The organism is Tenacibaculum aquaeponti (assembly GCF_052084715.1).
Lineage (GTDB): Bacteria > Bacteroidota > Bacteroidia > Flavobacteriales > Flavobacteriaceae > Polaribacter.
In genome coordinates this window covers 722,330-737,779 of record NZ_CP197288.1, presented here as the reverse complement: position 1 = coordinate 737,779, position 15,450 = coordinate 722,330, and the positions used below count along the sequence as shown (strand labels likewise).

Here is a 15,450-nt window from a genome sequence, read left to right as displayed (position 1 = left end):
AAAAATACTTTTGAAGTGTTGAATTTAAAAATCATACCTCATGTATATCAGAATTATTATAGTCACAATCTGTTTGCTAGGTCAAACAGTCTTTAGTCAGAAAAAATTAATAGAAGAACATTTTAAAGAAATTAAAACTTCAGATGTATTTATTTTAGGATCATTTCATTTTGCAAATCCAGGATTAGACACATATAAACAAAAGCATTCAGTGAATATTTTCTCTGAAAAAAAACAAGAAGAATTAAAAGAGCTATTAAAAACGATTAAAAAATTTGCACCAACAAAAATTGCTGTAGAGTGGAGAGCATCAAAACAAAAAAAGTTAGATTCTTTATACAATGCTTATTTAAAAGGAAATTTTAAACTGAAATCGAATGAAATTTATCAAATAGGATTCAGGTTGGGGAAATTGCTAGGTCACAAAAAAATATATGCTATAGATGCTTCTGCTAGAAATTTTAAAAGTGATTTAACGGAAAAAGAACACAAAGAAAAACAAGCTTATTTTATTAATAAGGCAGGTGGGAAAATGTTAAAAAGAGAAATGAATATAGATAAAACGTATTTCAGTTTATATGAAAAAGAAGACAAGTTAAAAACAGAGGTAAGCTTATTAGAATTTTTTAGAGTTTTAAATAATAAAGATGTCGTAAATCAAAGTCACGGACACTATTTGATCGGTGATTTTAAGATGGGAGAAGGTGAAAAAAATGATTATTACGGAGCAGATAAAGCAATATGGTGGTATAGTAGAAATTTAAGAATATTTCAAAACTTACTAAATATTAATATTCCAGGAGAAGATAAAGTTTTCGTATTGATAGGCGCAGGTCATTTACCAATTTTAAATTTTTTAGCTAAAGCTTCAGTAGATTTTAAAATGACAACATTAGAACAAGTTATTAACCAGTAAAAACATAAAGAAAGATGAAATTAATTAAGATTTTAACTATAGGGCAATTATTATTAGGAACATTAGGATTTAGTCAAGACATAAATTTTGAAGCAGATAGAAAAGAGTTAGAAAGTAAGGTTCAGAAGATAGAAGTTTTAAACTTTGGAACATTTCATATGGGAGAAACTTCAGATGAAAACAAAACTGAATTTGATGAGAATAATAAAGATAATCAAAAAGCTGTACACAAAATAGCAGCTATGCTTGCTAAGTTTAAACCAACAGTTATTTTAGTTGAAATGAGACCAGAATATGATGAAAAACTACAATCTTTATATAAGGAATATGTAAAGAATCCAAATATGAAGTTTAAAAATCCGAATGAAGTGGAATTATTAGCTTATGAATTAGGAAGATTATCTGGAACTAAAAGAATTTACGGAATCGATCATAAAATGAGTTATAACTATAAAATTGGAGGAGAAATTAATAATGAGATCGATAAAGAAATGTTGTATAAATATTATAAAAACCCAATTCCATTTCATACAAACCTTAAAGTTAATAGCGATAACCTAAGTTTACTTGATCAATTAAAATTATCTAACCACGATTTATATTTAGACTTTTTAATTACAGTGAATGCAGACATGTTAACACATGCAGGTACAAAAAACGGTTTTGAAGGAGCTGATGAAGCAGCAAAATATTATCAGAGAAACTTAAGAATGTATTCGAATTTAAACAGGATTAAATTAACAAAGGAAGATCGAGTTTTTATTTTAATGGGAGCAAGCCATACTGCATTTTTTAGAGATTTTATAAGTAGAAGTCCGAAATATAAAATGGTAAATACATTTGAGTATTTAAAGTAAAAAGAAAACCTCGCGAAATAGCGAGGTTTTTTTTATCGTAGTTGTTAGTAATTCTATTTGTTATAGGTTTGGAATAACTAACTCTTGTCCAGGATGAATTACATCTGCAGATTTTAAGATATTTGTGTTAGCTTCAAAAATTTCTTTGTATTTCATAGCATCGCCATAGTAATGTTTTGCTATTTTTCCTAGAGTTTCTCCACTTTGTACAGTGTGATTAGCATATACAGAAGTATCTTCAACAGAAATATCAGCAACAATATCAGCAGGAGCTTCGCCACCTACTTTTTTAATTTCATCCCAAAGAAGATTTTTCTCATATTGATTTTTTGCTGTACCAGAAATATGTAAAACTCCATTTTCTTCTTTTACATCTCCATTTTTAATTTCTAATTGTTCACCTAAGCTTAAAACACTTTGATACTTTGCTTTCATCGTTATTGTATTTTTTAATTAATTACTACCCTAAATATAAAAAAAATGATACTTTTGCCGCCTTAAAAATTAAAACAAATTATTATGAAAAAACTATTAATTGCTTTAGCAGCTGGTTTTATTGGTTTCACAAATTTAAATGCTCAAGAAAAAGAAGCTATTGGAGGCTTTGAAAAAGAAGATTTTTTTATCACAGGTAGTGTTAGTTATACAAATACATCAATCTCAGGTATTGATGATAGTTTAGGGAGTTTTACTATCGCACCTGCTGCAGGTTATTTTATTACTGAAAATTTAGCTTTACAGTTAGAGTTAAGTTATAATTCATTGGATATTATTAATGTAACAGGGTTTGCTAATTCTAGAGATACTTTTGGAGTTGCAGCTGGAGTAAACTATTTCTTTACTCCTGCACAAAGATTTTCTTTTACTTTAGAAGGAAATGTATTTTATGCTAACACTAGTGAAGACAATAATTTTAGTCCAGATACTAATACATTTGGAATCGTAGTTTCTCCTGGTATTAATTACTTTATTTCAAATTCTTTTGCTTTAAACGCTTCAGTTGGGGCTTTAGGATTTAATAGTTCTAAAGATGATATTGATGGAGCAAGAGCTAGAAATACTTTTGTGTTTAACATGAACTTATCAACTATTGCTTTAGGATTAACTTATAAATTCTAAAAGTATTTTAAATGAATTCTTAGTAAAGATAGCGAAGAATAACATTAAGCAAAAAGCAACGAAATTAATTTCGTTGCTTTTTTTATAAAGTGTTGTTAAAAAAATTAGTCTTCCCAATAAGGTTCTAGTGTTTTTTTGAAATGTTTTTCTAATTTTTTTAATTTCAAATTATTTGAAATCCAGTACGCTAGTAGATATAATTCGTATTGATATAATTCATCTTCATGGAAATTCGCAATTTTAATTTCTTCAATGAATTGTTCAATTCTTTTATCATTATCTTCATAATCATATAAATGAACTAAATCAAAATAATATTGTGCTAAAATTAATGTTTGGATGAAAGATGATTTAGTGTTTAATGTATTTAAATAAGTATTTAATTCCTCTTCAGAACCTCCCCATTTTGGTGATACAAAAGCAAAGTAATTAAAATTAATTTCAGTGTTATTAGGGAATTCCTGAACAACTGTTTCAAATAATTGATGAACTTCTTTTCTATTTACATCTATAGCTTTATATATTTTAAGTAGTGAAGCTACACTATTTGCATGAAAAGAATTTACTGTGGTGTTTTTATTGGTTTCTAAAAGAAGTGACTCTGCTTTTTTTAAATGTTTTTTAAAAGCAATTTGTTTTTGATTAGAGACAGTATCTATAGTGCCTCTGCCTCTAATTTCCCAAGCTTTATGGATTAATTGATAAGCCTTAATTATTCTTGGTAAATCATTTTGATTATCTTTTTGTAACCATTCATCACTAATTTCTAAATTTCCATATTGTCCTAAACTTTTAAATGCAAAAGAACGAAAACTAGGAGACATACTTTTTAGTGATTGTTCGACATTATTAAATTGTTTTGTATTGAAATAACTGATAATCTGTTTTAGTTTAGGATTGTTTAAATGACTGTACATTTTAAAATGATACTTTCCAATTTTATTTATAAGATTATCTATTGGACTAAATATTCCATATTTATCTAAAAAATATAATATTCCAAATCCTACTAATATCCATTTTACAATAGAATATTGATTGAAAAACTCTATCATAATAATTTTTTAATTTTAAAATTAAACTATTACTTTAATAATTTCATTTTCCAATTCATTAAAAGCTTTTTGTTGTGAAGGTGCAAGTAGTATTTCTTTTATTTTTCCAGTGACTATTTCAATTATATCTTTTCTCGCTTTTTGACTTTTGCCAAAGTATGCATTCATAATTGAATTAGGAATTATATGATTTATTTTTAGAGTATTGTCACTAATAAAATAAATTTTAATAGCATGCATATTACTTTTTTTTAGAACTATACATTTAGCCATTTCTCCATTAGTTTCAGTTCTCATTTCCCATCTATCATATTCTTTAGAGCAATCGAAATCAGATATGGTTTTAAGAGATTCAAATAGTGTGTCTAAAGAATTGTGTTGATTGTTAATGGTTATTAATTTTTCCATGATTATATACTTTGTGATAGTTTAGTTCTTAATGTTTAGTATTATTGATAATAAAAAAACAGAGTACAGTTATGAAGATTTAAGAACATAATACTTTTTCATTATACACGTTTTTTTGCTTAAAAGTATTTAAATGAGTGAAGTATATATAGAGAGAATTAATATTCGAAGACTTTAAAACAAGAAGCGTAAAGGTTTAAATAAAATTCGTTACAATATCATTAATCTAAATAGTGTGTTTATAAGTTATTATTTTTAAGATAAATCCATATAATCAATTGATTTTTTAAGTTTTATTAAATAGTTTATATTGAATTACTAAAGTTACTATTATTTCTTGAAGAGTTTTCTATCTTTTGGGGTTTAATAACTCATTTTTAAACAGTTTACCCTTTTATTTTGAAAGGTTAAATTCATAATAAAGAAAAAGAAAAGAATGTATTTATTATTAAAACTCATTAATTCTGTTTCTTTTTAAGAAGAGGGAAAGTAGTAAATCTGCTAAAATTTAAATGATAAGACTAAATTCAAATGAATAAAGATATATAGAGAAAACAGATTATTTATTAATTGTAATTGTTTTTATTTAAGAATCTATTTTATAACATTAAAAAGGTTTGCTTTCAACTTTGTGTAATTCAATAGAATAATTACTTTTGCGCAAAAAAAACATGAAAATTAAACTTTCCCTTTTTCTTCTTATATTTTTTATTTTATCAAAAGTTTCTTTATCACAAAACAATATTCAAAATAGAATAAGCAGTACAAATTGTGTTGAATCTTTTACTGTTGGTTACACTTACGATTTTAATACAAATACTCTTGATAATTGTTGGAGAGCTTATGAGTTTAGAGAAGATGTTCCTTATGCAGGTTTTGTTCTTTCAAACCTAGATAGAACAGGTGGAACAGGTAATTCAGCCTTATTATATGATAATACTTACGATACAAAGGAAGTTCTTTTAGTATCACCTTTGTTTTCTGATTTATCAAAAGATAAAAAAATAGAGTTTTATATTAATAATTACCCTGGAAATGCTACGTTAAGAGTTGGAACGATGAGTGATCCTGATGATGGGGATACTTTTAAGATGTTAGATTTTATAAAAGGTGAAGTTCCAAATGGTACATGGGAAAAAAGAGCAGTTTTTTTAGAAAATTATAATGAAACTGATCTGTATATAGCTTTTCAAGTAATGCGATCTACTATCGTCTCAGAAGAAAATAGTCCTAATATAGCAGTTTATATTGATGATTTTTCTTATAGCCAATCTGTTATTTGTAGTAAACCGGATGAGTTAATCGTAAATAATGTATTAGATAGTAGTGTAGAGCTTAATTGGAGTAAAACAGGAACAGAAATTGAATGGGAAATAGAATACGAACAGATAGGTAAGCCTCAAACGAAAAAAACGATTATTTCTAGATCAGAAAATATTACTATTAATAATTTATTAGAGGGAACTGAGTATAAAGCAAAAGTTAGAGCAAAATGTGATGTAGATGGTTTGTATTCTGATTGGTCAGAAGAGATAAACTTTTATTCAGCATGTACTTCACAAACAGCTGGTTATTTCGAATCATTTGAAACTTTCGATAACAAATTAAGTCCATGTTGGAATACAGTAATAAATGCTAATAATTCAGAAGATATAAGAATAGCAAAAGAATATAGATCTGGGTTTACAGGTACCTTTGTAGGTTCTTTTGATTATGAAATAAAAGCAAAAACAGGAAATCAATTTGTGTATTTTCATAATTTTAGCGACTCTAGAACAGGACAACCTTCTGATATTTATTTAGTTTCAAGAAAAATATCTGATATAAACAACTTGAAAAGATTAAAATTTAATCTAATATCAAATAGTAGAATAGATTATAATAAGTCAAGTATTCATGTAGGAACAATGTCAGATCCTAATGATATTAGCACTTTTAACCTAATTGAAACAATTGCTCCTGATCAGATGAACGAATTGATAGCCAACGGAAGACCTCAAGTAGAATGGAAAGAGCATACAATATATTTTAATAATTATACAGGTTCTGATAGTTATATAGCTATTAGACATGGAGATGAGTTCGGAGGAAGTCAATTTTTTATAGATGATTTTCTTTATGAAGAAATACCAGATTGTTCAGAACCTTTATATCCAAAAGTGATAGAAGAGAAATATAATACAGTAGATATAACTTGGGAAACTTATGAAGAATCTCGTCCAAGTTCTTGGGAAATTCAATATGGAGTTTCTGGGTTTACTTTAGGAAATGGTATTACAATTACATCAAATAATAGCCAAACAACAATTAATAATTTACAAAGTGAGGTTAAATACGATTTTTATGTCAGAGCTAATTGTGGAACTTCATTTAGTAATTGGTCTACAAAGCAAAGTTTTACAACAAAATGCGAAGGAGTAGAAGTAGGATATTTTGAAAGTTTTGAGAATCAAAATGAAGGTTTTTTAAAATCGTGTTGGACAAGTTTATGGCCAACAGGAACAGGTTCTTCGTATTGGGATGATAGTATTTCACGCCCTTTGGTTGTTGATAATGTAGCGCCAATTCCATATACTCCAAATTCCGGTTCTAATTGTGTGAAAATCTTTAATGAAGTAAGTCATCCTTATGGAAATGAGGCTTCAGATCAAATAGTATTGGTTTCACCAAGGTTAATTGATTTTAATAATTATAAGAAAATTTCTTTTTGGTTGTATGTTAAAGCTAGCGCATATGCTTCTCCTAATGAAATTATTATAGGTACCTTATCCGATCCAGATGATTATAAAACATTTACACCTTATCATATTATAACTAACGCTAGTGAACGAGAAAATGAATGGGTGAAAATTGAAATTGAATTTTCTGATTATAATTTAACAGATGAATATATAGGAATAAAGCAAGCAGCAAGTAATAGAAGACAATTATTACTTATAGATGATTTTGAATACACTGAAAAAGGGTGTGTAATTCCAACTAATTTACAAGCTTTTCAATCAGATGAAGGAAAAGCTACATTATCATGGAAAGATAATAATAGAAATCAAGTGCCAGAAAGTTGGGAAATAGAATATGGAGAGAAAGGCTTTAATATTGGTACAGGTAATAGAGTCATAGCATCTACAAATCCTTTTGTTTTAGAAGGGTTAAATACTTTTACAGATTATGAATTTTATGTAAGAGCTAATTGTAATTCTGTGAATGAAAATAGTAATTGGAGTAAGCCATATTTATTTAGAATCACTTGTGTAAAAACAGCTCCTTTTAATGAAAATTTCGATCAATATAACAGTAATGATTTAAGTTCGTTGTGTTGGATTCCTTCTGAAAGTGGAGTTTCAGGGATTTTTAATACTGATTTAAGTTACTTTAGACCAAGTTCTAAACCTAATGTAGCGTATTTAAATCATCATCCATCTTCAGGTAAATTAGCTGGGATAATTACTTCTCCTTTTTTAGCAGATTTAGATAATGATAAAGTTATAAAATTCTGGTTAAGGAATGATTATGAGGGGAATAACAATAATTTAAGTGGTATTGTAATTGGTACAATGTCTAATCCTAAAGACAGAAAAACTTTCACTCCTTTCGTGAAAATTAAGGCAGACGAAATTCCTGTATTTGGTAAAGAATTTCTAATAGATTTTTCTACATATACTGGTACAGATAAGCATATAGCAATAATGCACGATCAGAATAATAATTTATCATATATCCATTTAGATGATTTTTCTTACAATAATAAACCAGACTGTCTTGAACCAATTAATTTTAGAAATAAATCAATTTCTGATAATAGTATTACTTTAAGTTGGGAAAGTGATAATAGCTCTTTTGAAATAGAATATGGATTAGAAGGTTTTCAGTTAGGTACAGGTATCAAGGTAAATACAAATAATAAAGAATATAAAATATCAGGTTTAAACCCAGATACAAAATATGAGTTTTATATAAGAACAAAATGTGATTCAGTTTCATATAGTGAACGAGTTACTACTAAAATTTTGAGTACAAGTTGTATGGTGTATGATATACCATGGGAAGAGAACTTTAATACAATGAGTAATTATGGTCAAGGAGTTTTTCCAAATTGTATGACAGGAGATTCAACTTGGGTTTCTAGTAATACTAATTTAAGCGATTATCAAGTTGGAGATGAAGATACACATTATTTACATGTAACTTATGATGACCATGGTGTTAAAGCGTCATTAAAAACACCAATGCTAGATTTAGAAGCTGGAACAACTTATAATCTTAGTTTTAAAATAAGAAAAGAAGCCGGAGATTATAGTTTTCAAAGTGTAGATATTAGAACAGGAATGAGTAATAGAGATGAAGATTTAGATATTTTTCTTAATTATTTTTCAGATTTTAATTTTGGCTTTTATGATTATCATACTATAAATACAACTTTTACACCTGTGGTTTCTGGGCAATATACTTTTGGATTATATTTTAACTTTTCATCACCTGTACATACAATTTCTGTAGATTCTTTTAAAATGGATAGTGCTTATGATTTAGCAATTAAACTAGATAATAATGAGGAAGTTGTGTATGATTTTGAATCAGAAGAAATACCTAAAAGTATCATTTTAGAGCATACAGAAAATTCAATTTCTGAATTATATTTAAAAGAAGGCAATAGAATGATAAAAATGTCTGGTGGAGCAGAAGCTGATAGTTGGTTTAAAACAGATGATGAAGATATGAGTTGGGAGAAAAATCAAAATAATATTTCTAAAGCCAATTTTGAAATTGATGCTACAGATTTAGAATCTCTTTTTATGAACTTCGATATACTTCAAAAACATATTAATACCTCAAAAGAATCTATATTTAGAGTTGTTGTAAATGGAAATATAATCGAAAACTTTTATTCAAATAATGATAAAGAAATGATTCAAAAAGAAATTGATTTATCAGCTTATGTTGGTAATAAAATAAGAGTTTCATTACAATATTTAGGTAGAAATAGAGGAGATGTAGCAGAGGTAGAAGATAGTATTTTTATAGATAATTTACGTTTTAGAAAAGTATCTACTTTAGGAGATAATGATTTTAATTTAACAGGCGTGGAAATTTATCCAAACCCGGTTTTCGATGAGCTTAATATAAAAGGAAATTCAATATTAGAGTTGATTAAAATTTATGATTTAAAAGGTAGATTATTAAAGAGTTATGAAAATTCTACTCGTAATATGAAAGTAACTATGAATAATTTGTCAAAAGGAATTTATTTAATAGAAATACATTCAAATTTATCCAAAGAAATAAGAAAGATTGTAAAAAAATAAAAAAATATAATAATTTGAAATCAATCAAACCACTCAATTGCTGAGTGGTTTTTTTATTTAAAAAGAATAAATAGAAATTTAGTGAACAAAATAGTAAAAGTTTTAAAATCTTTTTTTTATGTAACAAAGGTTGCTTTTTATACAAAAAAACTAAACTAATTTTACACCTCAAATTTTTACATATGAAGAAAATATTAGGTTGTGCTTTTTTAATTGGGTTTTACTCATTTGCTTCTGCACAGCAAATAAGTTATATAACCAAAAAAGAAGTTTTAAATAAAGTTAAAACCAATAACAGATCTATAAAAATTTCACAGCAAAATTTTGAACAAGCTAAAGCAGAGTTTAATGAAACAAAAGCTGTTTTTTTACCAAATATAACAGCAAGTCATACAGGTATTTTAACAACAAATCCTTTAATGGCTTTTGGATCTAAACTAAATCAAGAGATATTAACTCAAACCGATTTTAATCCTGTTTTATTAAACAATCCATACAGGACTCAGAATTTTGCCACTAAAATTGAAATTCAACAACCACTTATAAATATTGATGGAGTTTATCAACGAAAAGCTGCTAAATCTAAAATGGATGCAGTAAGTTTTCAAACACAACGAACTCAAGAGTATTTATTGTTTGAAGTAGAAAAGATTTACATGCAATTACAATTAGCTTATAAAGGAGTATCAGTTTTAGAAAAAGCATTAGAAACAGCTAAAGCAAATTTACAATTAGCAGAAAATACTTTTAAACAAGGTTATATACAAAAAGCAGATGTTTTAGCAATTGAAGTTAGAGTTTTAGAGGTGAAAAATCAATTGCAAACTGCAAAAAGTAATATTAAAAATGTTTCAGATTATTTATCTTTTTTAATGAATAAAAATCAAGAGGTAATTTACAAGCCTTCAGATAGTTTAGTGGTAATTAAATTAAACGAATCTAAAAAATATTTTGTTTCAAATAACCGTTCAGATGTTAAAGCAATGGAGTTAGCTTCTGAAGCATACAATAAAATACATAAAGCAAATAAAATGAGTTTTTTACCTCGATTAAATGCTTTTGGAAGTTATGAGTTTTATGATGATAGCCTCTTTAATATTGATGCTAGCGGCTATATTATTGGACTACAATTAAGTTGGGATATTTTTAAAGGTTCAAAAAGATTTGCAAAAACTCAAAATAGTAAAGCAAAGTATGAAAAATCTCAATTAGAATATCAGAAATACAAAGCCGAAAGTGAATTAGAATTGAATAAAACAAAAAGAGTATTAAGTGATGTTAATGAACAACTAATACTTACAAAACTAGCATTAGAACAATCTAAAGAAGTATTAAGAATACGAAATAATCGTTTTAAAGAAGGATTAGAAAAAACAACCGATTTATTAGTTGCTGAAGCATTATATGCAAAGAAACAATTAGAATATTATCAAACTGTATATCAATACAATTATACAAAATCATATTTAGAATTTTTAACTAAAGAATAATCAGTTTTATGAAAACTATATATAATATATTAATATTTACATCTATTTTATTAATAAGTTGTGGTAAAGGTGAAACGAAATCTGTTGAAGATAAAACTTTACCAATTATTGTTAAAATTAGCAAAGTGTCAGGAAATTCCAATACTCCTTATATAACAACAAGTGGAAAAATTCAAGCAGAAAATAGTGCAGAATTAAGCACTAGAATAATGGGGTTTGTGAACAAAATATATGTAAATGTCGGAGATAAAGTAGAAAAAGGACAACTACTTTTAACGATAAATAATACTGATTTATTAGCTAAACAAGCACAAATTAACGCTAATATTTTAAAGGCTGAAACTGGGTATAAAAATGCAGAAAAAGATTATAAACGATTTAAAATATTATTAGAACAAAAGAGTGTATCTCAAAAGGAGTTTGATGATATTACATCGTATTATAATATTGCAAAAGCAGATCTAGAAGCTGTAAAACAAATAAAAAATGAGATAAATGCTCAGTTTTCATATTCGAATATTAAAGCTCCATTCTCTGGAGTTATTACAAATAAATTTATTAAAAAGGGAACGATGGCAAATCCTGGAAAACCTTTAATTTCTCTAGAAGGCAAAGGAAATTTTGAGGTAATAACAATGGTTCCTGAGTCTGAAATTTCTAAAATAGAAAAAGGAATTACTGTTAATGTATTAGTAAAAACATTAAATAAAACAATAAAGGGGAAAGTATCAGAAGTTAGTACATCTGCAAAAAATACAGGTGGTCAATATTTAGTTAAAATTAATTTAGAAAAAACAGATATAAATATTTTATCAGGAATGTTTGTATCCGTTCAATTTCCTGTTGAAAAATCAGATAGTACTGCAATGATTTTAATTCCAGAAGAAGCTATTGTGAAACGAGGGCAATTAAAAGGGATTTATACGGTAAGCACAGGAAGTAAAGCACTTTTACGTTGGTTAAGACTAGGAAGAACTTATGGAAATCAGGTAGAAGTTTTATCGGGGTTATCTGTAAACGAAAGTTATATTATTTCTTCTGAAGAAAAATTATATAACGGAGCAAAAATTTCAATTCAATAAACTTTAAAAGTTAAGATTATGAAAGATGGTTTAGCAGGAAGAATAGCTAAAGGTTTTATAGGATCTAAACTCACTATTTTATTAATGATAGTGTTTATGATAATTGGAGTATATAGTTCATTTTTAATTCCAAGAGAAGAAGAGCCTCAAATAGATGTTGCTATGGCAGATATATTTGTAGGTTATCCAGGTGCTAGTCCTGCTGAAGTTGAGTCTAGAGTAGTAAAACCATTAGAAAAATTACTATCAAATATAAAAGGAGTAGAGTATGTATATTCTACTTCTATGAAAGAAAAAGCAATGGTTATAGTTCAATTTTATGTAGGTGAAGATATTGAACGTTCTTATGTGAAATTATATAATGAAATTAATAAGCATATGGATCAAATGCCAAAAGGTGTAACTATGCCTTTAGTAAAAACACGTGCTATTGATGATGTTCCAATGCTAGGATTAACTTTATGGAGTGAAAATTATGATGATTATCAATTAAAACAAATAGCACAAGAACTTACAGATGAAATTGAAAAAGTAAAAGATGTTGCAATTACTCATAAAATAGGAGGTAGAAATAGAGAAATAAGAGTTGTATTAGATAAAGATAAGCTAGCTTCTAGTGACTTAGATTTTTTATCAATTTCAAAAATGATTATTGCTAATAATCAGCAAATGAATTCGGGTAGTTATGATAAAAATGATACGGAATTTTTAGTTAGCACAGGTAGCTTTTTAAAATCAGTTGAAGATGTAAAGAATTTAGTTGTTGGAGTACAACAAAACCAACCAATATATTTAAAACAAATAGCTAATATAATAGATGGTGCAGAAATCCCTAAGAATTATGTGAACTTTGGATTTGGTAAAGCAAGTGAAAAATCTTTAAAATATAAATCAGAATATCCAGCAGTAACTATTTCTGTAGCTAAACGTAAAGGAGCAGATGCAATGAAAATTGCAGATGTTATTTTAAATAAAGTACAACATTTACGAAAAAGCTTAATTCCAGATGATGTTCATGTAGAGATTACAAGAAACTATGGTGAAACTGCTTCTCAAAAAGTATCAGAATTATTAATGCATCTTATAGGAGCAATTATAGCCGTTACCTTAGTAGTAATGTTAGCAATGGGTTGGCGTGGTGGTTTAGTAGTTTTTTTGTCTGTGCCAATTACTTTTGCATTAACATTATTAAGTTATTATATGCTTGATTATACTTTAAACAGAATAACTTTATTTGCTTTAGTTTTCGTTACAGGTATTGTTGTTGATGATAGTATAATTATTGCAGAAAATATGCATAGGCATTTTAAAATGAAACGTTTACCGTTTAAAGAAGCTGCAATTTATGCTATAAACGAAGTAGGAAACCCTACAATATTAGCTACATTTACTGTAATAGCTTCTGTATTACCAATGGCTTTTGTTTCTGGATTAATGGGCCCATATATGAGTCCAATGCCAATAGGAGCTTCTATAGCTATGATTTTATCATTATTTGTGGCATTAACAATTACTCCTTACTTAGGTTATATCTTTTTAAAAGAAAAGAATAAAAATATAGAAGTATTTGAAGAAGATGAAACCAAAGCGATGCAACACACATTGATTTATAAACTGTATGAAAAACTAGAACGTCCATTAATTGAAAATAAAACTAAACGCTGGTTGTTTTTAGGAACAACAATTCTATTTTTATTAGGCTCAATGTCTATGTTTTTTACAAAATCTGTAGCTGTAAAAATGTTACCGTTTGATAATAAAAATGAATTTCAAGTAGTAATAGATATGCCTGAAGGTACAACTTTAGAACGTACAGCTGTTGTTGCAAAAGAGGTTTCTCAGTATTTGTCTACAAGACCTGAAGTTGTAAACTATCAGAGTTATGTTGGTACATCTGCACCAATTACTTTTAATGGTTTAGTTAGGCATTACGATTTACGAGGAGGAAGTAATATGGCTGATATTCAGGTAAATTTAAAGGATAAACATGAAAGATCAATCCAAAGCCATGGAATAGCAAAGTCAATGAGATCAGATATTCAATCTATTGGAAATAAATTTAAAGCTAATATAAAATTAGTTGAAGTTCCTCCTGGACCACCAGTTTTGTCAACAATAGTTGCAGAAATTTATGGCCCGAATTATGAGAAACAAATTGAGATAGCAAGTAGTATTCAAAATATATTAAAGAATACAAATGATGTTGTAGATATTGATTGGATGGTAGAAGATAATCAAACAGAATATGAATTTGTAATTGACAAGGAAAAAGCAATGTTATTTGGAATAGCTCCTCAAGAAATTGTATATACAATGAATATGGCTTTATCTAACAATTCAATTTCTAATTTATTTGATGAAACAGCTTTAAATCAAGTTGGAATATCCTTAGTGTTAGATGAAAAAGAAAAGTCTTCAATTCATGATATATCACTTTTAAAAATAAAATCAAAAAACGGTAAAATGATTTCAATTAGCGATTTAGTTGAAATTAAAGAAAATACAAGCCATAAAAGTATTTATAGAAAAAATCAAAAGCGTGTTGTATATGTAATGGCAGACATGGCTGGAGAATTAGAGAGTCCTGCCTACGCAATTTTAGGAATGGGAGATAAATTAGAGGAGATTAAATTGCCAAGTGGTTACAAATTGAATGAATTGTATATGAATCAACCAGATCTTGAAGAAGATTATACCGTTAAATGGGATGGTGAATGGCAGATTACTTTAGAAGTTTTTAAAGACTTAGGTTCAGCTTTTTTAGGAGCTATTATACTTATTTATATGCTTATTGTTGGATGGTTTCAAAATTTTAAAGCACCTATAGTTATGATGGTTGCGATCCCTTTATCTATGGTAGGGATAATTTTAGGGCATTGGATGATGGATGCTTATTTTACTGCAACTTCTTTTATTGGAATGATAGCTTTAGCTGGAATAATGGTAAGAAATTCAGTATTACTTATAGATTTTGTTAATCTACGATTAGATCAAGGAATTCCTTTGAAACAAGCAGTAATTGAAGCTGGAGCTGTAAGAACAACACCTATTCTTTTAACAGCAGGAACAGTAGTAATTGGGGCTTTCGTTATACTTTTTGATCCTATTTTTCAAGGATTAGCTATTTCTTTAATGGGAGGAACAATTACAGCTACAATATTAACATTATTAGTTGTTCCATTAGTATATTATTTAATAGAACGTAAAAATTATAAGTAAA

Annotated in this window: 10 protein-coding genes; 7 read left to right on the top strand and 3 right to left on the bottom strand. The window is 27.4% G+C overall.

The window, feature by feature from the left end; all coding sequences use genetic code 11:
- Positions 1-40 precede the first annotated feature (40 nt).
- Both ACSIGC_RS03345 and ACSIGC_RS03340 read left to right on the top strand, forming a co-directional pair.
- Complete coding sequence (locus tag ACSIGC_RS03345; protein WP_442266747.1) at positions 41-916, top strand: DUF5694 domain-containing protein; 876 nt, start codon at positions 41-43, stop codon at positions 914-916.
- A gap of 14 nt (positions 917-930) precedes the next feature.
- A complete protein-coding gene (locus ACSIGC_RS03340) occupies positions 931-1,773 on the top strand; it encodes a DUF5694 domain-containing protein (protein ID WP_442266746.1) in 843 nt (280 codons plus the stop codon).
- Positions 1,774-1,833: 60 nt separating this feature from the next.
- Here the strand turns inward: ACSIGC_RS03340 and ACSIGC_RS03335 are convergent, their stop codons facing one another.
- Complete coding sequence (locus ACSIGC_RS03335) at positions 1,834-2,208, bottom strand: LysM peptidoglycan-binding domain-containing protein (RefSeq protein ID WP_442266745.1); 375 nt, start codon at positions 2,206-2,208, stop codon at positions 1,834-1,836.
- 84 nt (positions 2,209-2,292) lie between these two features.
- Here ACSIGC_RS03335 and ACSIGC_RS03330 point away from each other — a divergent pair, with 84 nt between their 5' ends.
- Positions 2,293-2,892, top strand: coding sequence for an outer membrane beta-barrel protein (locus ACSIGC_RS03330; RefSeq protein ID WP_442266744.1), 600 nt, complete (start codon positions 2,293-2,295; stop codon positions 2,890-2,892).
- Between the two features lie 104 nt (positions 2,893-2,996).
- On the opposite strand, the gene ACSIGC_RS03325 is transcribed toward ACSIGC_RS03330, so the two are convergent.
- A complete protein-coding gene (locus tag ACSIGC_RS03325) occupies positions 2,997-3,947 on the bottom strand; it encodes a hypothetical protein (RefSeq protein ID WP_442266743.1) in 951 nt (316 codons plus the stop codon).
- Between the two features lie 21 nt (positions 3,948-3,968).
- Entirely contained in the window at positions 3,969-4,355 is a 387-nt protein-coding gene (locus ACSIGC_RS03320) for a hypothetical protein (protein WP_442266742.1), read from the bottom strand.
- Between the two features lie 671 nt (positions 4,356-5,026).
- Between ACSIGC_RS03320 and ACSIGC_RS03315 the strand changes: the two genes are divergently transcribed.
- The 4 genes from ACSIGC_RS03315 (at position 5,027) to ACSIGC_RS03300 (ending at position 15,449) form a co-directional block, all read left to right on the top strand.
- Positions 5,027-9,658: a fibronectin type III domain-containing protein gene (locus ACSIGC_RS03315; RefSeq protein WP_442266741.1), complete on the top strand. Its 4,632-nt coding sequence runs from the start codon at positions 5,027-5,029 to the stop codon at positions 9,656-9,658.
- A 182-nt stretch (positions 9,659-9,840) separates the two neighbouring features.
- Entirely contained in the window at positions 9,841-11,148 is a 1,308-nt protein-coding gene (locus ACSIGC_RS03310) for a TolC family protein (RefSeq protein WP_442266740.1), read from the top strand.
- 8 nt (positions 11,149-11,156) lie between these two features.
- A complete protein-coding gene (locus tag ACSIGC_RS03305; protein ID WP_442266739.1) occupies positions 11,157-12,230 on the top strand; it encodes an efflux RND transporter periplasmic adaptor subunit in 1,074 nt (357 codons plus the stop codon).
- Between the two features lie 18 nt (positions 12,231-12,248).
- Positions 12,249-15,449 carry an efflux RND transporter permease subunit gene (locus tag ACSIGC_RS03300; protein WP_442266738.1) on the top strand — a complete coding sequence of 1,067 codons (3,201 nt, stop codon included), beginning with the start codon at positions 12,249-12,251 and terminating at the stop codon, positions 15,447-15,449.
- The last annotated feature ends 1 nt before the right edge of the window (position 15,450 follow it).